The following is a 25,102-nucleotide window of genomic DNA, read 5'->3' on the forward strand; positions in this document are numbered from 1 at the left end:
AAATTAGTCTTTTTTAATTTTACACAAAATGCTCGCATAGCTCAGTTGGTTAGAGCACGGCTCTTATAAAGCCGGGGTCGACGGTTCAAGTCCATCTGCGAGCACATAAAAAACAAAGTTCAGACTTTGTTTTTTTTTATTATCAATTTTTTCAAAAAAAACAGCGCATGGTTTTTCCCATGCGCTTTAAAACGACTAAAAAGACACTCTTAATTGCCAAGTTCATCTTCTGACACAATTCGATGAGCCAGGCCATAATGAACCGCTTCACGAGCTGACAAGGTTGCCTCCGCCCGCATCAGACTTAAAAATGTTGACCGGGATATACCTGATTGTTCCGAAATGAATGCCAGCATCCAATTCTGAGCATTACGCATTCTAATGCGTTCCTCCTCAAGCCACTCGCGACGCAAAGACCTTAAACGCTCATTCTCCCAATCAATAGCTGCGTCTAAATCACAAATAGTTATTTCATGACCGTCATTGCTAATGGCTCTTACCTCATGAAAGAAAAAAACGCCATCAGGAAGAACTAAACGCTTTTTTCCCAACAAAAAAAGAATCACCGCCGCCGATCGAACATCACGACAAACTGAGGTAAAGCTGTGTTGCAAAAGAAATGGAGCCAAGGTTGAGAAAAATTCAAAACTTCCGCCAGGCGAATCAATCCATACCATTTGCCCCCCCCCCCTCTCTTCTTTTGCAACATTTTCAATAGGCATTGAACCGAATCCAGGGAAACTTCACTTGAAAAACCAATGTTTTGACCATGCATGACATCCTCCTTTTTCTAATGAATCTTACGGGAATTCCCTCAGTCTTATATTTTATGATAAATACGAATATTAAAGAACTAAAAAATAACATTATAATATTTGTCATATTATGTCAATTATTTTCTAACAACCGACATTCTTTCAATTTCCAAAAATCTTTGCTAAAATAATAACATGAAAACTCAACAAAAAATCTTCAAAATTTTATTAGTCACCGCTCTTATTCTCGCACCACTTGTAAAAGTTTCCGCCAAGGAGGCACGCATTTTTTTATCATCTGGGTATGGAGTTTATCCGGCTGGCAAGGATATAATCACCCGCTTAATTATCAACAGCGGCGGCAATGCTGGCATCAACGCTGCTGAAGGGATAATCAAATTTGATCCGAAATTTTTAAAAATTAAAAGCATCAATAAAAAACCATCAATTTTTACTCTTTGGCCTACAGAGCCAAAATTTTCTAACGCCAGTGGCACAATTGAATTTGGTGGCGGCTCCCCGACTAAATACAAAGACACAGCTGGCCAAATTTTTACTATCACCTTTACACCTTTAAAATCCGGAAAGACTGATTTGACAATCGCCACCACTACTGCCAAAATTTTAACCGCCGATGGAATTGCTGACAACATTTTAAAAGAAAAATTTCAAAGTTTTATAACCTTTGGCAATTCCAGTGCCTTGAAATCTGCTGCATCTTTGACAAAAAAAATGTCTGGCAAAATCCTCTTACAAGTGGAAAAAAACGGTGAGGCTTGGTATGTCTACCCTACCGACAACCGTCGCTACTTCCTCGGACGTCCCGAAGATGCTTTCAATCTCATGCGCAAACTTGGCCTTGGCGTCAATCACGCCTACATAAAAAACTACAAAACCTTTCCCGCAAAAGTTCTGGGTAAAATTCTCATTGATGTCGAGGATGATGGCCGAGCTTATTACATCTACCCAGTAGACAAAAAAGCCTACTACCTTGGTCGTCCCAAGGATGCCTTTCGCATTATGCGCGAAAAAGGCTTAGGTATTAAAAACTCAGAATTAGACAAAATTGACGATTGGGCAATATAAATTCAACTATGAATTATCCAGTCCGAGGCGGGTCTGCCTTGAGCGAAAAATAAAAAAGCTATTCGTTACAGCGAATAGCTTTGTTTGTTTTTAAAAGAAATTAATTTGTTATCTCGACATAATCCAACTCTTTCTCCTTTTTATACAGAAGATAAAGCGTACCAAGACAAAACGCCAAAAAATCCATGTTGCGCTCAATGTCCTTAATCCTGGTCGTCAGAAAAGTTCGATCAGAACGAATCAAATAACAATGCCGAACATGTTCCCACTTGTAAGATTGACAACTAGCAAACGCTTTTTCCAACCAACCCTCATCATTGAAATCAATAAAGGGATACAAGGCAAGAACTGCGTCCTTGGGATTAATCTTTTTACAATAAGACATTATTGTCGTTACATGTGGCTGCAAAACATCAGCCAAACAAGGACCATTTTTATTTTTTTCAGCTTCCTCATTAACCTTCTTTTTGGCCTGAAGAATTACGGCATGGCACTCATCTACGAGTCTTAGCATATCGTCCATTAGAAATCTCCCCTTTTATAATGAACATTCAGAAAATAACCACAGACGTCGTCCATGATCACCATTTTTCCAAAGAACAAAAAAACACAATAAAATCAAATTAAGATCTTATTGCATCTAAAATAGATATTACACAATTTTCACAAAAAGTCAATATTAGCAATTTCCCTCAGTTAATATTGGCAAAAAATATGTTGGTGGACGCGGGGGGGCTCGAACCTCCGACCTCTACAATGTCAATGTAGCACTCTAACCAACTGAGCTACGCGTCCTTATTATATTATAACCTTAAACCACCGCCCTCATCGCCCAAGGCAGGTCATCCTCGTGCTGACAAGCAACAAAGCTAGTCGTCCGTTTAATTAATTTAACATATTTATTAAAAAAGTAAACACCAAGTCCAGTGCTTGATTTATATCTTAAATACTATTATAATATTAATAACTTTATAAACTATTAACCTAGTAAAAAATATGAAAAATTTTTTAAAGAAATTCTCAAATAGAAATAATGCACTAGAAGAAATTTACGAAGATGACGATATCGAAATGGAGAGTGAAAATGACAATTGGCTCAATGACGCCGAAGAAGGACAACTATCTATTGATGTTTATCAAACTCCAAAAGAAATTATTATCAAATCAACCATCGCCGGTGTTAAACCAGCTGATATCGATATTGCAATCAATAATGACATGTTAACCATTCGAGGCAAGCGAGAAATGGGCAACGAAGTCAAAGATGGCGATTACCTATTCCGTGAATGTTATTGGGGTGCTTTTTCCCGTTCAATTATTTTGCCAGTGGAGATTCAAGCTGAGAAAATCGACGCATCATTGGAAAACGGCGTTCTAACCGTTGTCCTGCCAAAAGCAAAACCCGCTAAAGAAATTTCAATCAGAGTTAAAGGAAACTAATAATATGGAAGAAAAAATTACAATTGATCGTTTTGAAGACGACAAGGCTGTACTCAAAACCAGCGATAACAAAACCATAATTTGGCCAACCAAAAAATTACCCGAGAATATCAAAGAGGGCGATGTTTTGTTATTTACCATTCAAACTGAAAACGAAAAAACCATCAGAAATAAAGAATTGGCCAAAACTATTTTAAATGAAATTTTAAATCCTACAGAATAAAACGAAATTTTGAAATATTTATTCAAAATTCAATCCGCCGCGGCGGACAAAATTCGCAACATGTTCCTATTTCACGAAAAATATAAACACCACTATAAATGGCTGAGCGTTCTCTCTGTCATTTTTTTTACAATCATTGTGGCTGTTTTAACAACCTATTCTGTTTTTGAAAAAAAATATCAAAACCGAATTTATCCCGGTGTTTTTTTGGGCACCACTAATCTTAGCGGCTTATCAAAAAATGATGCTGCGGCTTTAATTAATCAAAAAATTGATCAGATAAATCAAGATGGTATTGTTTTCTATTACCGTACCGACAACGCCCCGCTTTATCCCCTCATCTCCTCAATAGAGGGCGATTTAGCTTATCAAATTATTTATTTTGACACGGAAAAGACTGTTAACTCGGCAATTAACTATGGCCGTAACGGGAAATTTTATAACAATCTCTTAGAAAAAATTACCGCCCTGAGTTATAAATACCAAATTGCCATGGACTACACTATTTATGAGCAAGAAGTTGAAAAATTCCTAAATGACAATTTCAAAAGATTCGAAACACCGGCTAAGAACGCTGAGCTTATTTATAAATTAAACAAAAATGATAAAACCGTTACTTTCGATATCAAGGATGAGACTTATGGGCAAATTATCAACATTGCCCAAGCTAAAACCACTCTACGCGATAGACTAAACACTCTCAACCAAGAACCAATTGAGCTTAGTGCTGAAATTAACTACCCGCAAATAAACAAAACTGATGTCCTAAACATTGAGACGATGGCGCAAAAATTTTACAGCAAAGTGCCTATTACTTTAAAATACAATATCAAAAAATGGACATTGGACGCAGACGATGTTTTAGCCTGGCTGCAACTAAAACTTGACCAAGAAGCAAAAGAAAAAAAAGTCTTCATAGGCCTAAACTCCGACAAAATTAAAGATTATCTCAAAACAACCATCGCTTCAAAAATAGACAAAGAAGCAATTGATCCCAAATTCAATATCGAAAATGGCAAAGTATCTGAATTTCAAACCGGACAAGAAGGTATCGCTCTTGATATTGAGGCAACAGCCAAAAAGATTGAATTCTTTTTAAACAGCGACGAAGAAAACAAAGAGCTTGAAGTTATCACTGAAATAAAAAAATCCCTATCAGCTGTCGAAATTGAAAATCTTGGCATCAAGGAATTACTCGGCACTGGTCATTCAAAATTTACCGGTTCACCCAAAAATAGAATTCACAACATCAAGACTGGGGCCAATGCTGTCAACGGCACCATTATCAAACCAGACGAAGAATTCTCCCTCATTGCCACACTTGGTAAGATAGACAAAGACTCTGGCTATTTACCAGAGTTGGTTATCAAAGACAACAAAACCGTTCCAGAATATGGCGGCGGTCTTTGCCAAGTCGGCACCACAATCTTTCGAGGCACCGTTGATACTGGGCTACCGGTCACTGCACGCCGTAATCACTCCTATCGTGTCTCCTATTACGAACCAGCCGGCACTGATGCAACAATCTATGACCCTTGGCCAGATTACCGATTTCAAAACGACACCAATAATCACATCTTAATTTTATCAAGAATGGAAGGCTATGATTTATATTTTGATTTCTGGGGCACAAAAGATGGTCGTATCGCTACTTCCACCTACCCCACAATCTACAACATCGTCAAACCGGCACCAACTAAAATAATCGAAACGGCCGACCTTGGGCCCGGAGAGAAAAAGTGCACAGAACACGCCCACAATGGCGCTGACGCCTATTTCGACTATAAAGTCACCTATCCCCTCCTAGGCACTTCTACTGAGCCAGTGGTCAAGAACACGCGTTTCCGCTCACACTACGTTCCATGGCAGGAAGTTTGCTTAGTTGGCATTGATACCAACAAAAACAAGGCCACTTCAACTGAAACGACTATAAAAAAATAAAATTTAGCAAAATAAAAAACCCAATCACTCTCACTGATTGGGTTTTGCTTTTTTGAATCATGACTGATTCCTCACGCACTTAATATTCAACGAAACAGTAACTCGTTTTCCATCCGCGGTTTTATGCCTGATATTAATCGCATCGATACTAAATTTATTTTCTTTTTCAAAGTGTTTAAGAAGCTCAAGAATGTCGCGTTCAAGCTTTCTTGTTTGCTCTCGATGCTCTTCGGAATTTATAGTCATTGCCGACACCTCCAATTTATTAGTATTAATTCTTAGTTAAAAAAAAGACCAACTTAAGTGGGCAGGCAAGAAATTTCTGCTAGGTATTCCCGAGCCAATTGCAGTAAATAATTTTTATCTTACTTACTTCAATTGGCCCATAAAACCCTAACATTAAATCCCCATGCTTGTCGTGCCTAACCCACTCAAAATGGCCTTCCATCCTTTTTTTGATTAATAAAGTAATATATCACACCCAGAGAAAAATGTCAATAGCTATCCCACAAAACTGAGTCTTAATTGCTAATATTAAATAAAAAAATACGACCAGAAAAGGTCGTTTTTAGCAAATAAAAAAAAGAAATTATTGCTAATTTCTTTTTTTATTTAAAATTACAATTTTAACAAGCGCGCCAATCCCTCAGACAAGGGCAAATCAGTTCTTTCTAAATCCTCGTGCAAATATCTTAACAAATATTCGCGTATTGCAATTGGGTCCATTCCGTCTAATTGTACAGAAATTCGATGTTTTATGCCACTTTTGAACTCAAAATACAGATTTCGCACTTCCTGCTTCGGCTTATAGAGAACTGAAAAATTCTTTAATTCATCATAGTCATAGAATTTTCGCCCCACGATCACGCCTTCATCGGTCAAAGTTATATTTATCATCATCGGCTCCTGACCATGATTTAAGACATATAGCAAGACTGCAATAATGACAATTACGGCAAAAAGAAAGTCGTGAGTTAAAAAAGAAAAAACCAGAAAACCTAAAGCCACCAAACCGGCAATGATATACCAATTTTGAGATCGTTCATAGGCAATATATTCAGGCACATGCCAAGAAATCACCTCCTCTTTTTTTTCATTATTTTCCATTTTTTTAAATATTTTTAAATATTTGACTTTTTTCTGAATATTTTATATATTTATTATAGCAATATTTATATATCTCGTAAATAGGTGTATAAATAGAAGCAGTCTAGATATGCAATAATCTATATATCTAGTTATTTTTTTTATTGCAAAGTTTTTTGGAGAGATGGCTGAGTGGCTTAAAGCAACGGATTGCTAATCCGTCGTACGGGTTTATCCCGTACCGAGGGTTCAAATCCCTCTTTCTCCGCAGAAAAAAATAAAAATCAAAATTAATTTCGGAGGGGTGCTAGAGCGGTTTAATAGGACAGTCTTGAAAACTGTTGAACCTTCACGGGTTCCGAGAGTTCGAATCTCTCCTCCTCCGCACTTGTAAAAAACTCCGCTACGTTGCGGATTTTTTTACAAAACGAATAGCTTTCGTAGTTCAGTGGATAGAACATGGGATTGCGGTTCCCAGGACTTAGGTTCGATTCCTAACGAAAGCACAAAGCACAAAATGCAAAGAGTGAGTCGCTGCTGCGATTCGCTTCTTGCATTTTGTGCTTTTTTATTTCAACAACAACATCATCGCCTCATATTTCGGTTTAATAATTTCCTTACTCTTATCAAAATGCAACTGCTGCCATTTGTTTTCCAATTTAGTTCGCACCGACTCCTTCGCCTCAGATTGAGTTAAATTTTCGTAAACAAAAGCGGCCTTAAAGATGCCGGCTAGATTTTCAAAACTACTCAAGACATCCGCTTCCGCTATTATCTTTTCCTCGACACTATCGCAAGTATTATGTTGAGAGCCACGATGATTTAGAATACACTTTTTTATCAATGCTATCTTTTCAGCGGGATATCCTAGCTCGGTTAATTTTTCTTCAGCAACCTTCGCTCCGGTAATATGGTGGTCATCTCGTCCATAGATAATAGACCCGATATCATGCAACCAAGCAGCAATCAAAATCACCTCCTTATCCCCGCCAAGTTCATCAGCCAATCTGCCGGCATACTGAACAACGGGCACAAAGTGGTGCGGGAACGGTTCGTAGCCATATTTACTACTCGGCTTCAAACATTCAGCCTCAACAAAATTTTTAATTTCTGTAATTATATTCATAAATAAATTTATAAGTATTTCCGCCCCCTCAATTCATCCGGCAAATACTCTTGCTTCTCACTATAATTATGATCTGGCGAATATTTATAATCTTTACCATAACCTAGCTCCTGCATTAATTTTGTCGGGGCATTGCGGATGTGCATCGGCACGGGCAAGGCGCCGTGATTACGAACATCGTCGGCAGCTTTTTTGTAGCCGGTGTAGAGACTATTTGACTTAGCACATTTAGACATATAAACAACCGCTTGGGCGAGAACGACATTGCACTCAGGCATTCCCATGAAGTGACAAGCGTTGTAAGTGGCAACGGCTTGCTCTAGAGCTCGTGAATTAGCTAATCCGATATCTTCTGATGCGAAGCGAACAAGGCGTCGTGCGAGATAGAGCGGCTCTTCACCAGCTTCTAACATTCTTGCCAACCAATAGAGCGCCGCGTTCTCATCGGAACCGCGCATAGACTTATGGAGAGCGGAAATAATATTGTAATGTTCTTCCCCGTTCTTATCATACAACAAGTGGGTTTTCTGAAACGCTTGTTTAATCGTTACTAAGCTAATTTTCTCACTAATCGAACTAGCAAACTCCAAAATATTTAAAGCCGTACGCGCATCACCATTACTCATCTGCGCCAAAGCCTCACGCGCTTCCGGCTCAATCTCAATCTTCAATTCACCCAAACCATTTTCCTTGTCACCTATCGCCTTATCAATTATTTTCAAAATCTCATCCTTGTGCAAAGTCTCCAAAACAAAAACCCGACAACGGCTCAATAGCGCGTTTCGGATTTCAAAACTAGGATTTTCAGTTGTTGCACCAATCAAAATAATCAAACCATTTTCAATATGTGGCAACAGTGCATCTTGTTGCGACTTATTCCAACGATGAATCTCGTCCACAAACAGAATTGTCTTTTTTCCCTCAATCTCATTCGACTTCGCCTCCCGCACCACCTCACGCAACTCCTTCATACCGCTCGTGACAGCGCTCAAACGTAAAAACTCGGAGTTGGTCTGCTTAGCTACAATAAAAGCCAAGGTGGTCTTCCCAGTCCCAGGTGGTCCCCAAAAGACAAGAGACGGCAACTTATCCGCCATAATCGCCTGTCGCAAGATGGTCCCTTCACCAATTACCTTAGCTTGGCCAAAAAAATTGTCCAAAGTTAGTGGTCGCATTCGATCAGCCAGGGGTTTTTTGTTTAATTTATCAGTCATATAGCTATAATATACGCTCTATGTTTGAAAAATGCAATATACACAACTTGGCTAATATTAAAAATATTATTAATAATTTCAAAAATTGACAAAATCAAAAATTATGCTAATCTATATAAAATATCAACCCATAAAATTACACCAGGAGGAGCACCATGGATATCGATCTTTTAAAAAAACTCATTGCAATTATCAAAGACGGAAACTTTCTCAGGGCAGACAATATCACAGTTGTTAATTGTCTAAAATTACGTTCGCTGTGCCACGTTCTAGCCTCCGAAATGCAAATTGATATCCATATGGAAAAAAGTATTGGTGCAATTGACTATTACAAAATATGTGATAATAAAATTGTTACAGAACATAAAGATAATTTAAAAGAGGCGAAAAAAACTGTGAATGACCTCATGACTGTTGCAAGAATGTATATCAAGGAACTCTCATAACAATATCCCAATCATTACGATACCGTTGCACGTCACACTGCAACGGTCTTTTTTTTAAAATCTCGCTTTTTTATTTCAATATGTTAAAATATAAGCATGCTTACTCTTGATACCAAAATTGAAAACCTTAGCAAGGTTGGCGCAACTACCGCCAAAAGACTTAAAAATATTGGCCTGGAAACAATCCAAGATCTTTTGTTTTACTTCCCATTTCGTTATGACGATTTTAGTGAGGTCGTTACTATTAAAGATTTGCAACCGAATACGGTCGTTAATATCGTTGGTGAAATTGATTTGATTCAAAATAAAAAAAGTCTACGCACCAAGATGAATATTACTGAAGCCTTGGTTAATGACGGGACAGATACGATTAAGGTAATTTGGTTCAATCAACCTTTTATTGCCAAGACTTTGCATAATGGCGACCGCGTGTCATTGTCTGGCAAAGTAGACGGTGACTTAAATAATCTCACACTCAAATCCCCGAGCTATGAGAAAATAAATACTCAGCAAACTACGAACACCCAAGGCCTAGTGCCTAACTACCACCTCACCGCCAATATTACCCAGAAACAAATACGCTATTTAATCAAACAAGCCTTGCCGGCGGTTTATCTTGTTCCCGAGTGGATTCCAATTAATATTATCAAGCGAAACAATTTTATCAGCATTGATGATGCCTTAAAAAATTTACATTTCCCTAAAACTGAAAAAATGTTAGCAGACGCAAAACGTCGTTTGAGTTTTGATGAATTATTTTTAACCCAATTACAATCACAACTTCTTAAAAAAGAAATTACTTTTAATAATGCGCCAGTCATTGAATTTAAAGAGGGGGAAACTAAGGAATTTGTAAAATCACTACCCTTTGAACTAACTGATGCGCAGAAAAAATCCGCTTGGCAGATCCTTATGGATATGCAAAAAGATAAACCAATGTCACGCTTGCTTGAAGGTGATGTTGGTAGCGGCAAGACAATCACCGCTGTCGTGGCAATGTTCAATGTCGCTTTGAATAAATACCAGTCGCTCATTATGGTGCCGACTGAAATTTTGGCTGGACAACATTATAATTCTATTTGCAAAACTTTGAGTAATTCCAAGCTGCGCATTGCTCTGTTTACGCGCACCGAGAAGAAAATTAATACAGTCCTGGGTAAGTTGTCTAAGAATAAATTATTGGAAATAATCAAAAACGGCGAAGCAGATATTATCATCGGTACCCACGCCTTGATTCAAGAAGATTTCAAGTGTCACAACTTAGGTCTAGCGATTATCGACGAACAACATCGTTTCGGCGTTGAACAACGCAAAAAATTACTCGCCAAAGCAAACAATAATGCTCCCTCTCCTGGCCAGGAGAGCACCTGTGCTGTGCCTGGCATAAAGGTCGGGGTGAGGTTGTCACCACAAGCACAATCGCTGTCTCCACATCTACTCTCAATGACAGCAACCCCAATTCCCCGCTCGCTAGCATTGGTTCTATACGGTGAACTCGATATTTCCATTATCAATGAACTACCAAAAAACCGTAAAAAAATTATCACAAGTCTCGTCTCAGAACAAAATCGCACTGATGCTTATAAATTTATTTACAAACAAGTCAACGACGGTCGCCAGGTTTTTGTCGTCTGCCCCCTCATTGATCCATCGGATAAAATGGGTGTTAAATCAGTGACCGAAGAATTTAAAAAATTAAACGAAGTGATATTTCCCGACCTCGAAATCGCGCTCTTGCATGGCAAACTAAAATCTGAAGAAAAAGAGCAAATCATGCAAGATTTTGTCGCCAACAAAACCAAAATTCTCGTCTCCACCTCCGTCATTGAAGTCGGTGTCGACGTGCCCAATGCCACCATTATGATGATTGAGGGCGCCGACCGCTTCGGCCTTGCCCAACTACACCAATTCCGCGGCCGTGTCGGTCGAGGTGCGCACCAATCATATTGCTTCCTATTCAGCGACAGCGACTCGCCAAAGACCAAAGAAAGATTACAAGCTATGGAGAAGCACCATGACGGTTTTACACTCGCCAAAATCGATCTCAAACAACGCGGTCCTGGTGAAGTATACGGCACTAATCAAAAAGGTTTTCCAGAATTTAAGATTGCCAATTTATTTGATCACGAATTAATAGAGATTGCCCAGAATGAGGCAGCTAAACTTATAGATGAAAATCCAGAATTAAAAGATTTGCCAGACTTAAAGGAAAAAATTGAGGACTGGAAAAATAAAATTCATTTGGAATAAATAACAAAGAGACCATAACAGTTCCCTCTCCTTGCCAGGAGAGGGTCAGGGTGAGGTAGTTTTCTGTGTATAAAACAAAATTATTACATCATACCATCTTCCAACACCCCCTCACCCCGACCCTCTCCCGCTGGGGCGATGGAGACATAGCACAAACTTCTTGGAATAATAAAAAGAGCAGAATTAAATCTGCTCTTTTTTAAAATCTCAGTTATTATTCTATTCTTTCCCCAACTTCTCCTGCAACAACTGATACGCTTTTCGCGCTACATCACGATATTGAAAATTATCCATCGTGAATTGACGAGCATTGCGGCCCATTTCTTCGCGCAATTTATCGTCAGTCAATAACATTAAAGTATATTTTGCCAACTCATCGATATTAGCACGATAAGCGAAGACTTTTGGCTCATCAAACTTAATCTTGTGATCAACATCAAAACCCATGTGTTCCCAGGCCCATTCTTCGGTCAATGTGACTGTCTCGCCGACCTCAGCCAAGAAACCGGTTTTGCCATGAACAACTGTGTCCACTGGTCCACCAACATTGATGGAAATAACTGGCTTACCACATGCTTCCGCTTCCATCTGAATCATACCGAAACCTTCCAATCTGGACGGTGCTGCGTAGATATCGCAGGCGGACAATAAATATGGAATGAAATCGTGAGAGAAGGCACCGGAAAGATAAACAATTTTATCTCGATCTAGGCCTAATTCCTCGATTAAGGCTTCTTCTTCTTGGCAATGCACCTCAGAAGATTCACTCTCCCAGTGTTTAAGCACATATTTCCAGTCCTTAAATTCTTTATCAATTTTAACTAAAGCTCTGAACATTTCTTGTGCGCCTTTACTTGTTACATCGCCACCGATTGTCAAAATCATCTTCTCGTGTGGTTGTACGCCCAACATCTCACGGATCTTGGCCACTTTTGGATCACCGGCAAAAGGCTTCACTTCTTCTGGATCAAAACCAATTGGCAAAGTGACAAAATTCTTTGTATCCACGCCGTCACGTTTATAAGTATCAGTCACCCAATTACTAGTCGTAAAAACCAAAGGCAAATCACTGATAGCCTTGTGATAATTTGCCACCCAGCCATTCGCCACTAACCACGGCACAGGAATTGATCCGTTATTTTGTGGTGAAAAAATAATATCCTTGGCATAAGTCCAACAACCAATACCGATAGAAACATCAGGTTGATAAGCGTTGAACATCCATTGCTTTTGGAAGCTTGGTGAATAATGAGAAGGCATTACATCAACACCATTCTCTTTCATTCCTCTGTATAATAAATTACCCTGGATGCTAAGTCCATCCGGTTCTGGCGGATAAGCATGTAAAACTGCAACTTTCATAGAATTTTTTTTGCTGATAGTTTGTCTTCCCTCCTGTGAATTTACAAATCTATTACAAATTTACGAATAAATATATTTAATTTTTAACAATAAAGCCTTCTGGATTGGTGCAATAATTAATATCTGGGCCATCCGGCGCAAATCCGTAAATCATGGATACAATATCACGTTTCGCCTGATATTCTTCATCGGACAATTCAACCACCTTGCCACCTTCCTTGTCTAAAATAATTTCTGAGTAATCTAGCGTCTTGTCCTTCTTTTGATAATTAAAATAAAAAATCTTTTCTGGCTGTAAAAATCCTTCCTCTAGCAACTTATTTACTGCCCGATGAACTGCAATGTGTCGGCTATGGCCATACTCACCGTTTTCATTATGAGTAAAGACATATTGAAATTTTTTATTTTTTAATTTCTTGCGCAGTAACTTCTCTGCTTCTTCCGTCGCTTCATCAAGAGTCAACTCGTCAACGTCGTCCAGATCTGTCATGATACTCTTGGCACCGAGATACTCACACACACGCGCAAACTTTGGTGCGCGGTCCGCATCACTCGCACGACAGAGTGCAAATATGGTCCATCGCAAAGTCTTGTATCTCGCTATCGTGCCCCCCATCCAAATCGTCTCGTCGTCGGGATGCGCTACAATTACAAGCGCCTTTTTATTTTTTTTCAACAAGTCATTCATACTCTATATATTCTACCAAAAAACAAATAATAATTCAAATCATCTGTCCACACACAATGCGACACGCGCGCAAAGTCGTAAAGAAATCGTCTACCGTTTCTTGATAATTATTTTTGTCAGAAAAATTGCCAACAAGTACCCGACTAGCACGCCACCCAAAAGTATTATCCATTCATAGATCCCAAGACTGGTAACGTGAAAAAATGAATTTAGCGGTGTATATAAAATCATCAATTGCAGTAATACAGAAAAAGTTAAAGCGCTCAACAGCCACGGATTAGACATCCAACTTAAACCCTCAAAGCGCCTAATACTTGCGATTCTCACGAATTCATGCAGAATAAAGCCAGTAAACAAGGCAGCCCTGGCCACATTTTCGCCATGTGGCAAAATTAACACAAAGGTCGCCAACAAAATAATTGTTTTCATTATCCCAATTGAAACAATCATCAAACTCAATTGTTTATTTATAATTGGTTCGCCATTTTTACGAGGCTTCTTACGCATCACCGCCGGTCCGGCCGGATCAACGCCAAGCGCCAGAGCCGGCAAGCCATCAGTAAGAAGATTGATCCACAAAATCTGCACTGGAAACAAAATCGGCTCCTCTAAGGTAAACAAAAGTGTCGATAAAAAAATCACCGAGATTTCAGCAAAGTTGGAAACTAATAAATAATTTATAAACTTTCGAATGTTGTCAAAAATTCTTCTACCCTCACGCACCGCCACAACAATTGTTGAAAAATTATCATCTAACAAGATGATGTCACTCGACTCTTTGGCTACTGCCGAACCTTTAACACCCATAGCAATACCAACGTCAGCTTTTTTTAAAGCCAAGGAGTCGTTCACGCCGTCACCAGTCATGGCAACACGATATTTTTTTTGCAAAATATCTAATATTTTTAGCTTATGAAAAGGAGTTGTGCGTGCAAAAACATTAACACCATCGCTAAGTTTTTTTTCCAATGCCCCTGTAGTCATTTTTTCGATCTCCCAACCTTCGACAACACCCGCACTGTCCAATCCAATCAAATCCGCTACAGCTTTAGCTGTTGTTGCATTATCGCCAGTAATCATAATCACGCGAATGCCCGCCGTCTTGCAATCACTGATAACTTGCGCTGTCTCCGGGTGAGGCGGATCAGCCATGGCCTGCAAGCCTATCCAAATCAAATCATTTTCATCACTGGTTATATTCTCCAAGTCTTTATAAGCGAACCCCAAGACACGCAAGGCACTCGTTGAAAAAACTTTATTTTGTGCCAAGATATTCTCATGATCTTGTTCATTAATTTTTTCAACCTTACCGTTAAGCATAATGCGATTGCATTTTGCTAACAGTATTTCTGGCGCCCCCTTGGAGTACATCTTTAAACCATCCGCAACATCCTGAACAATCACGCTCATCATTTTTCGCTCAGAACTAAAAGACGCTTCATCAAGTCTTTTGTATTTTTTTTCAATCTCATCTTTTAAAAAACCAAAGCGTTCACCAATCTTCATTAAGCCAATCTCTGTCTGTTCACCAAGATATTTTTTCTTCCCCTCAGGATGGCCTTCCACTTTTACATTATTACAAATAACACCGCACTCCAACAAAGGGGCTGTTTCTATTTTTTCATTCTCATCCAACTCCACCGCATCAACGCCAAAAACTTTATTGTTTAAATACAAAAAACTGACCGACATTTCATTCTTGGTTATTGTGCCAGTTTTATCTGAACAGATAATATCAATCGCTCCAATTGACTCAACCACACTCAACTTTCTAATGAGGGCATTATTTTTATACATTGAATTGGCGCCCACGGCCAAAGCGAGCACGACGACTGCTGGCAATCCCTCTGGAATCGCGGCGACTGCCAAAGAGATTGCCGTTAGCAAAGAAGTATATAAATCATATTTTAAATAGGTAAAAATAAAAACAATAACAGTAATTGCCCCAGATGCCCAAAATATTTTTTTACTAAAATTCTCAATCTCTTCTTCAAATAAACTTTTACGCTCCTCAATTGATTGCAAGGCGTTCGCAATCTGACCGATTTTTGTTTGCATGCCTATTTTCAAAATCTCAATTTTGGCATTTCCCACATGAATCGAGGTGTCCATGAATATTTCCTCATTATTTTTTCTCTCTACTACTTCAGATTCACCCGTCAGTATCGATTCATCAATCTTTAAATTGTACGACTCCAAGATAAGCGCGTCGGCTGGCACAATATCACCCGCCTCTAACAAAACAATGTCACCAACCACCAAGTTGATAACTGATACTTCCGCAACATGTCCGTCACGAACAACCTGAACATTTGGAATAGAGTAATACTGCAAAGCCTCAATTGACCTTTCAGCCTTATATTCCTGAAAAAAACCGGATAGACCGGTTATTAAAACTATTATTAAAATTAAGACCGTATCAAAGAGATTGGAAGTTTGTCCAGGTAGATAACCAATAAAAAAAGAAATGGAGGCCGCCAAGACAAGAAGAATGATTAATGGCGATGTAAATTGTGATAAAAAAATTTTCCACGTGTTTGCCTTCTTTGTCCGCTTAATTTCATTTTTACCAAATTGTTTTTGCTTTTCCAAAACCGCCTCAGTGCTTAATCCTTGTGTAATCATGTAAAATTATCAATTAATAATAAATATTTATGCTAAAGAAAAAAATAAAATACCGCTAGCCACGGCAACGTTCAACGATTCCATATCTGGAGAAATATTTATTTTAACAAACTCATCAGTCAACACCTGGATAGACGAACTAACTCCATGAGCTTCACTGCCAAGCACTAAACAATACTTATTGTAGGCCTTAAAATCGCGTACATCCCGAGCGTCTTCCATTCTAGTTGAGATTATCGGCATCCTCGGTTTTATTTTTTTCAAAATTTCTAAGTCTTTATCAATATCAATATTCAATTTAAAAATCGCATCCTTGGATGCTTGGATAGTTTTAGGATTATAAAGATCAACGCAATGCTCATCTAAGACAACATTTTTAAAACCAAAGGCTAAGGCTGAACGCAAGATTGTGCCTAAATTACCCGGGTCGCTGATATTATTCAAATAGACAATTTTATCACTAAAATCGAGGTCGCGCTTTTTTATTTTATACACTGCACAAATACCAGACGGCGTCTCTAGACTAGAAAAAGCTTTATTTATTTGCTCATTGATCACAAAATAATCACCTGCTCGTTTTAAAATGTCAGGTAATCTTTCCGACTCGCTTTTCAAAAAAGTTTCAGTCACAAATAAAGACTCGAAAACAATCCCCGACTTCAAAGCATCGCTAATAATTTTCAAATTCTCCACTACAAACTCCCCCGCTTCTTCGCGATGTTTTTTTTGATTAAGTTTTTTCAAGTGCTTAATTTTTTCGTTGTCTTTGCTTATAATTTTCATACAATTTTATTGACTCCCTCGCCCCGCCGGGAGAGGGTTGGGGTGAGGGAGCCGTCACCGAAAATCTACCTCACCCTGCCCCTCTCCTATCCAGGAGAGGGAACTATATTGCTAATTTTTAATTATCTAAAATAAAATTTTCTTAAGCTCTCCTCGTCTCTCATTATAGTCCGGCAAAATACTACCAACTAAATCCCAAAATTTTTTCGAATGGTTCATCTCGCGCAAATGGCAAAGCTCGTGCACCACAACGTAATCCGCTAAATCCTTTTCTAAAAAAAGTAATTTATAATTAAAATTCAAATTCCGCTTCGAGCTACAACTCCCCCACACCTTTTTTTGATTCTTGATAAAAACTTTTTCATAGGGCAATTTCAATAAACCATTGTAGTGGGTCAATCTCTCAGTAATAAACCCTCGCGCCTGCTCTTTGTAATCCTGATACTTCTTGTCCTTAAAAAGATTGGCAAACGGATTATTCTTCGCCTTCTCAATAACCCCCACCACCCACTCGGAATTCTTTAAAAGAAATCCCTCAGCCAGCCAGCGATTGGCAAACCAGGGCACCGTCACGGTCAAACCCGAAGACTGACAATAGGAAATCCTCATCCGCCTTGAGCGCTTATTTTTTTTATACAGATAATCAACCAACTGGCCGTTTATTTTAAGTTGTTTTTTCATCTCAATTTAAATATAGGAATTTCTGAGTCAGCACTTGTGCGCATTGGTGCGCCCCAAGTACCAGCACCACTTGAAGTGTAAACCTGTAAATCACCAAAAGTATTTAAACCATGATCAAAACCTTTAAAAATAAAATCCGTAATCAAGCCAAAGGGAAACAATTGACCACGATGCGTATGTCCTGCCAAGAGCAAGTCGATGCCAGCATCAGCAAATTCATTAATCTTATCTGGAACATGGTGCAAGAGAATAGTCGGCTTAGCGCTCGAATAGTTTTGCCAAGTATGAATCTGATCTTGGTAGCTCATGCCACCCAACTGAAAAGCATAATTAATCCCTGCTAACTGCACACCATTCAAATCCACAAACCCATTGGACAAAAGATTGATGCCCACTTTTTTCAAGTCTGTATCAAGTTTTTCTTCGCCGGCATAAAAATCATGATTACCAGTAGTAAAATAAACTCCCATGGGCGCCTTAAGTCGTCCGATATGGCTAATCAATTGGTCCATGTTGCCGTCCGTACCATCAAATAAATCACCGGTAATCACAATCAGGTCTGGCTTTTCCTGATTAACTAAATCCAATAATCGTTGCACCGACTTCACACCATAGACTTGTCCAAAATGCGTGTCAGAAACCTGCATCACCCGCTTGCCCTGCCACGTCGCTGGCAAGTCCTTGAGGATAACATCAAAATTTTTCACCTTTACATCCGAGGCATGATATACTCCCCAGGAAGAAAACAAGAAAAAGAAGGCAAAAATAACAATACTAATTATTCTAAAATCAGCCCGACATTTTATCAAGCGATGCGGCCCTCTCAATACCCACAAAACAACCGAAGCCAAGAGAAAATTGACCAAATAGCCTAACCATAGAGAAGAAGCAATATAAAATAAACGAATCAACCAACTACTATCTACCCGCGCTAAAAAAGACGCCAAAATAAAACTAAAAGAAACGGCGATACCTACATAAAAAAGAATCTTAATGCCCCGTCGCTTTTCAATCGCAAAAAATCTAATTACGGAAAAATAAACAAACCAGTGCGTTCCTAGGATCACGGTCAAAACTACTGTTAGAAATAAAAAATAAGCTAGAAACATTTACTATAATAAAGATTAATAATACTTATTATACCAAATATCGAGAAAAATATCCAATTTAATCAATCTTTTCATTTTTATGCAACATTCCCAATGCAAACCAGAACAAAATGACTCCCATATGCAAACTCCACCACCAATGATCAAACATCATCATGAAAATCAGGGGCAAAAAGATGCCAATTTGATAAAGATCAACTTGATTCCTTTTTGCTCGTTCAAAAAGTTCACCAAAGATAAATTGTAATAAAGAGATAAACAAAATAAAACCAAACAAACCAACTTCCGCCCAAACTAACAAGAAAGAATTATGCACTGGTTGGTAAAACCAGTTCACCTGATCTGGTATTTTGGCTTTTTCCGCCAAAGTATAATTACCTAGGCCAACGCCGAAAAACCATTTTTCTTTAATAATACCAATCGAGTCGCTAATCAAACCACTACGTTCACTTGAAGAAATATTTTCTAACCGCGTATTACCGAACAAGCGATCGTCAACCAAGAGACCGAACTGCGAATAGAAAACCGCAAATAAAATTCCAGAAAATAATATAATTTTTAAAACTTGCAAGTAAACTAGTAAATTCTTCTTAACCACGGCTACAGCCAACATCGTAGCGACACCAAGCGCTAGACCGAGCCAGGCTGTACGCGAAAAAGTAAAAAACAGGGCTAATAGAGACGTAAAATACAAAAAAGAAAACAACAAAAAGATTTTATTAGCAATATTTTCTTCCTTATTCAAAGTTTTGATATACGCAAAAAGTAAAAATAAAATTCCTACCACCAACAATCCGCCCAAAATATTCGGATGGTCCTGTCCACCATAAGCTCGTAGCCATCTTTGCCAAATACCATCACCGCCCAAAACCTCCACCACTGAAACGCCCGCATCAGAAGGATTATGTGAAGCTAAGCCCAGCCACTTATACGCAAAACTCGACTGACTTAAGAATTGCCAAATCGCTAAAGCGGCTTGCGCAAAGATGCCCATAGCCAACCAAAAAATTACCCTAACTTTTTCAATTGGAAATTTCACCAACACAAAAAACAAACCAATCGCCAGCAAAAAACGTCCATACAAGAATAAGGCGATATGGCTATCAAAACCCGCAAAGATAGACATAAAAACAATAAACTCCAGGCCACCCACCAATGACAAAAGTGCATTTTTCATAAAAGGAACTTTCACCGTCTTTTCTTTCTTAAAACTATAAAACACAAACACCGCCAATAAGACCAAGATTAAAATATCAATGCCATACAAGCTCATCGTTTTATACTCCGAATAACCACCGTTAATCTCCCCTGCCTTAATAATCCAACGCGTTTGCAAGGGCAAGAAAAAAGCGACCGCGTAAATTAGTTTTTCAATAATTTTATTCATAATTTTTTCCATTATTTTAGTTGTCCAGCTATCTCGCTGTCTAGTTGTCTAAGTTTTATCAAATATAAATTTTTGTAATATTCTCGTCTATCATTCGAAATCAATTTTAACACGCCGTCATTAATCACTACGCGTGTATCTTTATTCATTAACTCCTTCAAAACAGGCGACATTACTTTTAATTGATAATTCTTCAAATTAATATCCAAGCCACCAATAAAAAGATCTATCACGTCGCGATAAAAAACAGAACTCTCTCGTCTAATCATTAAATCATTTTCAGTAACCGCCTCCGACCAATTCGGCATCTTATCTAAAAACCAGTTATTGGCTTGAATTAATTTATAATAATAGTTGTCACGACAATAAATCGGTAACAAATTCGCCAACCAAAAATAAAAATAAACATCATCCGCCATCATCAATTTTTGCAAATTTAAATTTTCCGTGGTCACAAAAAAACTCAAACAAATTTTATCCCTCACATTGTTTAGGGTTGGTCGCAAACCTAATAACTTCACCAAAACAACGGCAAAAAAGCGCGTAATCCAAATCCTCTTATGTTCAGTGACTATAAAAAGATCAATATCACTCTCCTCTTTCATATTATCAGACCCAATCACATTGCTAATCGCAATCATTTTAATCCACGGAATAAAACTAAAAATGCGCGCTATCTTCAAGGCCTTTTTCTGTTTCTTCTTCGCGATAATGCCTCGCTCCCTGCGTTGCTCATACAAGCTTTCGCGCCCTGGTAAAAAATAAAATCCGTCTTTCTCTTCTAAAAAATCACCCTCATCATTCAAAAAAGTCAAAATCTCGTCCAGACCACATTGATAATCACAAAACTTCCAAATTTCCATCACAGTTGGGGGAAATTCAAAGACATCAAAAAAGGCAACCACGCGCGTGATAGCCTCCTTTATTTTATTGTTTTTTTCTACTTGATTATCCATATTTTAACTAATCACCACTCTTTGGTCCGTCTAATAGCATTGCCTCAATCTCCGACTCGCCGCCGACAATCTTAATTACATCTTTATCAATCTTCTTAAATTCTTTATAGGCATTATTATAATGATTCACCGTCGTATTCATACTCGCACCTAATTTCTTTAAAAAATCATCATAACTATTAATATGCTTGCCCAATTTTTCCACGTTCACCTTAATACTCTTGGCACTCTCTTCAATTTGTAAGGCCCGTAAGCCCTGTAGGACAGTCTGCAAATAAGCCAAGAAAGATGTTGGCGACACGATAATGACATGCTTATCCTTGAAAGCATAGTCAATCAGGTCGCGTGTATTAATCTGCACCGTGCCAACTTTATTTACTAGTAAATCATAATAAATCGCCTCTGATGGAATAAACATAAACGCAAAATCCATCGTATTCTCCGCCTGCTTCACGTATTTACTCGTTTCATCGATGCGCATCTTCAAATCTTGTTTAAACAACTTCTCAAACTTCTCCCGCGTCTCCTGATCGGTCGCCGTCAAGATTCTTTCGTAATTTTCCAAACTGAATTTCGAATCGACGGGAATGATTTTGTCCTTCACAAACACCACAGCATCAACAATCGTGCCGTCCTTGAAAGGATATTGCATTTGGTAGGAATTTGGTGGTAAAACATTTTTTAAAGTTTCTTCTAAAAAATATTCACCGAGTACGCCACGTTGTTTCGGATTTTTCAAAATGTCTTGCAAGTTTTTTAATTGCTCAGAAAAATTCACGACTTGTTTATTCGTCTCATCCAACTTGGTTAATTTCTCAGTCACCTCAGAAATAAGTTTAGCCGACTGTCCACTAATCCCATGCACTGTCTTCATCGTCTGTCCTAATTGCTCCTGTGTATTGCGATATTGTTCTTGTGTCGTCCGATGTGTTTCTGCCAACTTCCGATCCAAAGTTTCTCGCAACTCTTTATTCTGATTTCCTAGCCCGGTTAAACGCTCTAACATGGTCGTTATTTTATCATCACTTCCATTACTACTATTTTTTAATAACAAAAAAATTACTACTCCGATTCCAGCAATTAAAATTATTAACAAAACTGTGATAATGGCTAAATTCATATATTCGTAATTTTTAATTCATAATTCATAATTGATTACATTTTACCAATAAAAAAACCTAAGCACAAGACCTAGATTTTATCTATAAAATATCTAATATTAGGATTAAACTGCAATTTCTTTTTTCGATTTCCAAAAGAAAAAAGCAACTACGCCAATAGTAATCGTTGGCGATATCCAACCAGGCACGTGAATCCCAAAACTATCTACCAACATTATCGTTCCCAAAAACAAAACTGAATACATCGCGCCATTTTTCAGATAAACATACTTCTTAATCCTATCAATATTGCCAATCGTTAGTTGTCGCACTACGAAGGCGCCGATACCATTTCCAAAAAGAATCAAGGGCACCGCCAATGTGAAGGCGAACGCGCCCAAAACTCCATCAATCGAAAAAGTGGTATCAATCACCTCTAAATATAAAATCTTGCTCCAATCCGACATATTGCCCGCACCACTCAATAATTTCTGCTCACCAGCTTCAGCATTTTGCTTAAAACCATGAGTAATAAAAAAAGCAGTTGAACCAACAACGGCACCAAAGGCCATCATAGTGTTCGTTTTAAGCCCATACCACACAATAACGGTTAAAATTATAGACACTACAGCATAAAACCACACTCCTTGTTCATAAAAAAATTTCTCCCCGCGTAAGCCAAAACTCTTAGTCTCCAAAAACAGCCAATGAAAAAATAAAAACACTAAAAAGATTCCGCCGCCAGCCAAAAGAATCGGCGCCGAGGCCTCAATTGCCCCCATCACCTTCGGATCACTAGAAAAAGTCGCCGTCAAAGAACCAATCATGCCCAGCTCAGGCATTACCGCCCAGACAATCAGCCATGGCAAAAGTCCGCGCACCAAAAAAACCGCAAACAACAGTCCCCAAAAAAGAAACCATTTTCGCGCCTTGGCTGACATCGTCGACAAAACCTCCGCATTGATAATCGCATTATCAATACTAGAAATAATCTCAAAAAGAGACAAACCAACAACTGTAAAAATCATTGAAAAAATAGGCATATGCTTTATTATATCTCATATATAATATTTTATCAATCTAAGTCAAATTGACTTTAATCTTTAATTGCGCTTTAATAAACAAATAAAAATAAACAGAAAAATAAAAGCCTAAGGAGGCAATCATGGAAACTTTCTTTTCAGCCAGCGGCCACTTTTTGTTTTTTAATAACTTTTTTCCAACAACCGTCCGTTGCGGCATTGCTACGAATTTTTTTGGTGACTGTAATTATTATTACGAAGGCAGAACCGAAGACTGCATCAAAAATTTGGGTAAAGTTTTTCACGCTTCCGACATTTTTATTCCATTCCCTAAAAACGAGACAACGATTATCAAGGCGCAAAAAAATGTAGAGACTGGAATAAGAAACATAAGAAGCCTGCTCAAAAAAAGAAAAGAAACACCCGTAATCCACAGGGCTGATGGTGACGGCATTATCTTGCGACACAAAAAATTCCACAAATGTCGTCCGCTACTAATCTTTCCTACCGGTGATTGCCCCATTGTTCTTTTGCACAATAAAAAAGTGAGCGCCCTGCTCCATTGCGGTTGGCGCGGTCTGCAAGGAAACATTTTATCACTGGCGGTAGAATCCCTGCTGTCACAAAAATTAATTGAGCCGGCAAAAACTAAAGCCATCATCTGGCCGGGCATTTGCCAAATGCATTACCCTGTCAGTGAAAATGTCGCCCAATATTTTCCCGACACCGTCAATGATGGTTGTCTGGATTTGGCAGGCACGGCACACAAAGAATTATTGTCCTTGAAATTTTCCCGTAAAAACATTACCATCCCAGATTACTGCTCCTTTCATTCCCAAGAAAATGAAGAAAATATTTTCTCTTCCCATCGCCGTGGCGACACAACTCGCAACGCCGTCTTTATACTCCCCGACCTCCATAACCTCTCTGAATAAGAGAGGTTTTTTCTTTTAGAAACAATGGCTTGCCAAAAAAGTATTTTTCTGCTATATTAAATACAGGTAAGTGAAAGAAAACATCGGTTAAACAAATTAACCGCAAATTTTAGCCAAAAAAAGTTCCAAACGCAAGGAGAAAGATGATGAAAAGATGGATACTTATTTCGAGTCTAGTTTTATGTTCACTGCTTCTTTTTATGGCCCATAATAGAGAAAAACAGGCGCAAACAGCACCTGCTATCAATGAGCCACCGAAAGAAACAAAATTAAGCCCAAACAACTCAAGCTTAGAACCTGATTCCGATAAAAACAAATTCCTCAGTCGGGAATATTATCGAATCGACCAATCAAGTGTCTGTGAGGATGAAAACACCCACGACACAGCAGAGCCACTCAACTTCGATTTTGATCTCAAAAAGTTCGCCAAAAAAATGCGGGAACATGACAAAATCATCGGACCTGCCTCGCAAAAACACCAAATGCCCAAAAAACTGATTGCAGCCGTTATTCGCGTTGAATCAAATTGGGACACTCTCGCCGTATCAAAAAACGGCGCCAAGGGGTTAATGCAATTAAATCCGATAACTCAAGAAGAGACCGAAGTCAAAAACCCTTTCAACGCAAAAGAAAACGTTGATGGCGGCACAGAATACCTCGGAAAGATGTGCAAAGAGTTTGGAAGCATTGAGCTTGGTCTAATTGCCAACAATATTGGACCAACACGGTTAAGAAAAATATTAGCCGGCAAAGAACGCGGTAAAATACCCCCAAGCGCAAAAAAATACGCGCAGAAGGTTCTGTATTTATACCAAAACGTTTAAATTCACTTACCTGAAAAAAACCAAGGCATAACCCTGAGAAGTTATGCCTTTTTTATTTTGCCA

At 38.4% G+C, this 25,102-nt stretch carries 24 protein-coding genes and 5 tRNA genes; 12 read left to right on the forward strand and 17 right to left on the reverse strand.

What is annotated here, in order from left to right; all coding sequences use genetic code 11:
- The first annotated feature begins 30 nt into the window (after positions 1–30).
- Positions 31–104, forward strand: a tRNA-Ile gene (locus KKD45_04525).
- Between the two features lie 105 nt (positions 105–209).
- Here the strand turns inward: KKD45_04525 and KKD45_04530 are convergent.
- Positions 210–677, reverse strand: coding sequence for an ATP-dependent Clp protease proteolytic subunit (locus tag KKD45_04530; GenBank protein ID MBU4309759.1), 468 nt, complete (start codon positions 675–677; stop codon positions 210–212).
- Positions 678–950: 273 nt separating this feature from the next.
- On the opposite strand from KKD45_04530, the gene KKD45_04535 reads away from it, so the two are divergent.
- Positions 951–1,841 (forward strand): cohesin domain-containing protein, encoded by an 891-nt coding sequence (locus KKD45_04535; protein ID MBU4309760.1) that lies wholly within the window; start codon positions 951–953, stop codon positions 1,839–1,841.
- Positions 1,842–1,941: 100 nt separating this feature from the next.
- On the opposite strand, the gene KKD45_04540 is transcribed toward KKD45_04535, so the two are convergent.
- Entirely contained in the window at positions 1,942–2,364 is a 423-nt protein-coding gene (locus KKD45_04540; GenBank protein MBU4309761.1) for a hypothetical protein, read from the reverse strand.
- A gap of 195 nt (positions 2,365–2,559) precedes the next feature.
- Positions 2,560–2,636: transfer RNA gene (locus KKD45_04545), tRNA-Val, on the reverse strand.
- A 201-nt stretch (positions 2,637–2,837) separates the two neighbouring features.
- Between KKD45_04545 and KKD45_04550 the strand changes: the two genes are divergently transcribed.
- Genes KKD45_04550 through KKD45_04560 form a run of 3 tightly spaced genes read left to right on the forward strand, consistent with a single transcriptional unit; the run spans position 2,838 to position 5,445 of the window.
- A complete protein-coding gene (locus KKD45_04550; protein MBU4309762.1) occupies positions 2,838–3,281 on the forward strand; it encodes an Hsp20/alpha crystallin family protein in 444 nt (147 codons plus the stop codon).
- A gap of 4 nt (positions 3,282–3,285) precedes the next feature.
- The gene (locus tag KKD45_04555) at positions 3,286–3,504 is read left to right on the forward strand and encodes a DUF3006 domain-containing protein (protein MBU4309763.1); all 219 of its coding nucleotides are present in this window, start codon (positions 3,286–3,288) and stop codon (positions 3,502–3,504) included.
- A gap of 60 nt (positions 3,505–3,564) precedes the next feature.
- Positions 3,565–5,445, forward strand: a complete 1,881-nt coding sequence (locus KKD45_04560; GenBank protein ID MBU4309764.1) for a VanW family protein — start codon at positions 3,565–3,567, stop codon at positions 5,443–5,445.
- Positions 5,446–5,502: 57 nt separating this feature from the next.
- Here KKD45_04560 and KKD45_04565 read toward each other — a convergent pair whose 3' ends face one another.
- Both KKD45_04565 and KKD45_04570 read right to left on the reverse strand, forming a co-directional pair.
- Positions 5,503–5,691, reverse strand: coding sequence for a hypothetical protein (locus KKD45_04565; GenBank protein MBU4309765.1), 189 nt, complete (start codon positions 5,689–5,691; stop codon positions 5,503–5,505).
- Between the two features lie 372 nt (positions 5,692–6,063).
- Complete coding sequence (locus KKD45_04570; GenBank protein MBU4309766.1) at positions 6,064–6,552, reverse strand: hypothetical protein; 489 nt, start codon at positions 6,550–6,552, stop codon at positions 6,064–6,066.
- 157 nt (positions 6,553–6,709) lie between these two features.
- Here KKD45_04570 and KKD45_04575 point away from each other — a divergent pair.
- The 3 genes from KKD45_04575 (at position 6,710) to KKD45_04585 (ending at position 7,037) form a co-directional block, all read left to right on the forward strand.
- A tRNA-Ser gene (locus tag KKD45_04575) sits at positions 6,710–6,799 on the forward strand.
- A gap of 30 nt (positions 6,800–6,829) precedes the next feature.
- Positions 6,830–6,916 (forward strand) — tRNA-Ser (locus KKD45_04580).
- Positions 6,917–6,965: 49 nt separating this feature from the next.
- Positions 6,966–7,037: transfer RNA gene (locus KKD45_04585), tRNA-Arg, on the forward strand.
- Between the two features lie 62 nt (positions 7,038–7,099).
- Here KKD45_04585 and KKD45_04590 read toward each other — a convergent pair.
- The gene (locus KKD45_04590) at positions 7,100–7,657 is read right to left on the reverse strand and encodes an HD domain-containing protein (protein MBU4309767.1); all 558 of its coding nucleotides are present in this window, start codon (positions 7,655–7,657) and stop codon (positions 7,100–7,102) included.
- An 8-nt stretch (positions 7,658–7,665) separates the two neighbouring features.
- Positions 7,666–8,871 carry a replication-associated recombination protein A gene (locus KKD45_04595; protein MBU4309768.1) on the reverse strand — a complete coding sequence of 402 codons (1,206 nt, stop codon included), beginning with the start codon at positions 8,869–8,871 and terminating at the stop codon, positions 7,666–7,668.
- Between the two features lie 155 nt (positions 8,872–9,026).
- Between KKD45_04595 and KKD45_04600 the strand changes: the two genes are divergently transcribed.
- Positions 9,027–9,317 (forward strand): hypothetical protein, encoded by a 291-nt coding sequence (locus KKD45_04600; GenBank protein MBU4309769.1) that lies wholly within the window; start codon positions 9,027–9,029, stop codon positions 9,315–9,317.
- 96 nt (positions 9,318–9,413) lie between these two features.
- A complete protein-coding gene (gene recG / locus KKD45_04605; GenBank protein MBU4309770.1) occupies positions 9,414–11,567 on the forward strand; it encodes an ATP-dependent DNA helicase RecG in 2,154 nt (717 codons plus the stop codon).
- Between the two features lie 219 nt (positions 11,568–11,786).
- Here recG and KKD45_04610 read toward each other — a convergent pair whose 3' ends face one another.
- From KKD45_04610 to KKD45_04655, 10 genes are all read right to left on the reverse strand, one after another.
- Positions 11,787–12,929, reverse strand: a complete 1,143-nt coding sequence (locus tag KKD45_04610; GenBank protein ID MBU4309771.1) for a glycosyltransferase family 4 protein — start codon at positions 12,927–12,929, stop codon at positions 11,787–11,789.
- 76 nt (positions 12,930–13,005) lie between these two features.
- On the reverse strand, positions 13,006–13,617 hold the full coding sequence (locus tag KKD45_04615) for a PIG-L family deacetylase (protein ID MBU4309772.1): 612 nt from the start codon (positions 13,615–13,617) through the stop codon (positions 13,006–13,008).
- A 90-nt stretch (positions 13,618–13,707) separates the two neighbouring features.
- Positions 13,708–16,242 carry a cation-translocating P-type ATPase gene (locus tag KKD45_04620; protein ID MBU4309773.1) on the reverse strand — a complete coding sequence of 845 codons (2,535 nt, stop codon included), beginning with the start codon at positions 16,240–16,242 and terminating at the stop codon, positions 13,708–13,710.
- Positions 16,243–16,269: 27 nt separating this feature from the next.
- Positions 16,270–17,025 carry an RNA methyltransferase gene (locus KKD45_04625; protein ID MBU4309774.1) on the reverse strand — a complete coding sequence of 252 codons (756 nt, stop codon included), beginning with the start codon at positions 17,023–17,025 and terminating at the stop codon, positions 16,270–16,272.
- A 126-nt stretch (positions 17,026–17,151) separates the two neighbouring features.
- On the reverse strand, positions 17,152–17,706 hold the full coding sequence (locus KKD45_04630; GenBank protein ID MBU4309775.1) for a M48 family metallopeptidase: 555 nt from the start codon (positions 17,704–17,706) through the stop codon (positions 17,152–17,154).
- Positions 17,703–18,815 (reverse strand): metallophosphoesterase, encoded by a 1,113-nt coding sequence (locus KKD45_04635; GenBank protein ID MBU4309776.1) that lies wholly within the window; start codon positions 18,813–18,815, stop codon positions 17,703–17,705. Before KKD45_04635 ends, KKD45_04630 begins: the two co-directional genes overlap by 4 nt.
- 58 nt (positions 18,816–18,873) lie before the next feature.
- Positions 18,874–20,202, reverse strand: coding sequence for an O-antigen ligase family protein (locus KKD45_04640; GenBank protein ID MBU4309777.1), 1,329 nt, complete (start codon positions 20,200–20,202; stop codon positions 18,874–18,876).
- 11 nt (positions 20,203–20,213) lie between these two features.
- On the reverse strand, positions 20,214–21,158 hold the full coding sequence (locus KKD45_04645; GenBank protein ID MBU4309778.1) for a hypothetical protein: 945 nt from the start codon (positions 21,156–21,158) through the stop codon (positions 20,214–20,216).
- A 7-nt stretch (positions 21,159–21,165) separates the two neighbouring features.
- Positions 21,166–22,278 carry a DNA recombination protein RmuC gene (locus KKD45_04650; GenBank protein ID MBU4309779.1) on the reverse strand — a complete coding sequence of 371 codons (1,113 nt, stop codon included), beginning with the start codon at positions 22,276–22,278 and terminating at the stop codon, positions 21,166–21,168.
- A 105-nt stretch (positions 22,279–22,383) separates the two neighbouring features.
- On the reverse strand, positions 22,384–23,301 hold the full coding sequence (locus tag KKD45_04655) for a DUF475 domain-containing protein (GenBank protein MBU4309780.1): 918 nt from the start codon (positions 23,299–23,301) through the stop codon (positions 22,384–22,386).
- A gap of 122 nt (positions 23,302–23,423) precedes the next feature.
- Between KKD45_04655 and KKD45_04660 the strand changes: the two genes are divergently transcribed.
- Together KKD45_04660 and KKD45_04665 are read left to right on the forward strand one after the other, a co-directional pair.
- Complete coding sequence (locus tag KKD45_04660) at positions 23,424–24,215, forward strand: polyphenol oxidase family protein (protein MBU4309781.1); 792 nt, start codon at positions 23,424–23,426, stop codon at positions 24,213–24,215.
- Positions 24,216–24,361: 146 nt separating this feature from the next.
- Positions 24,362–25,039 carry a lytic transglycosylase domain-containing protein gene (locus KKD45_04665; GenBank protein MBU4309782.1) on the forward strand — a complete coding sequence of 226 codons (678 nt, stop codon included), beginning with the start codon at positions 24,362–24,364 and terminating at the stop codon, positions 25,037–25,039.
- Positions 25,040–25,102: the final 63 nt, after the last annotated feature.

Source organism: Patescibacteria group bacterium, from assembly GCA_018897195.1.
Classification (GTDB): domain Bacteria; phylum Patescibacteriota; class Patescibacteriia; order Patescibacteriales; family UBA12075; genus JAHILH01.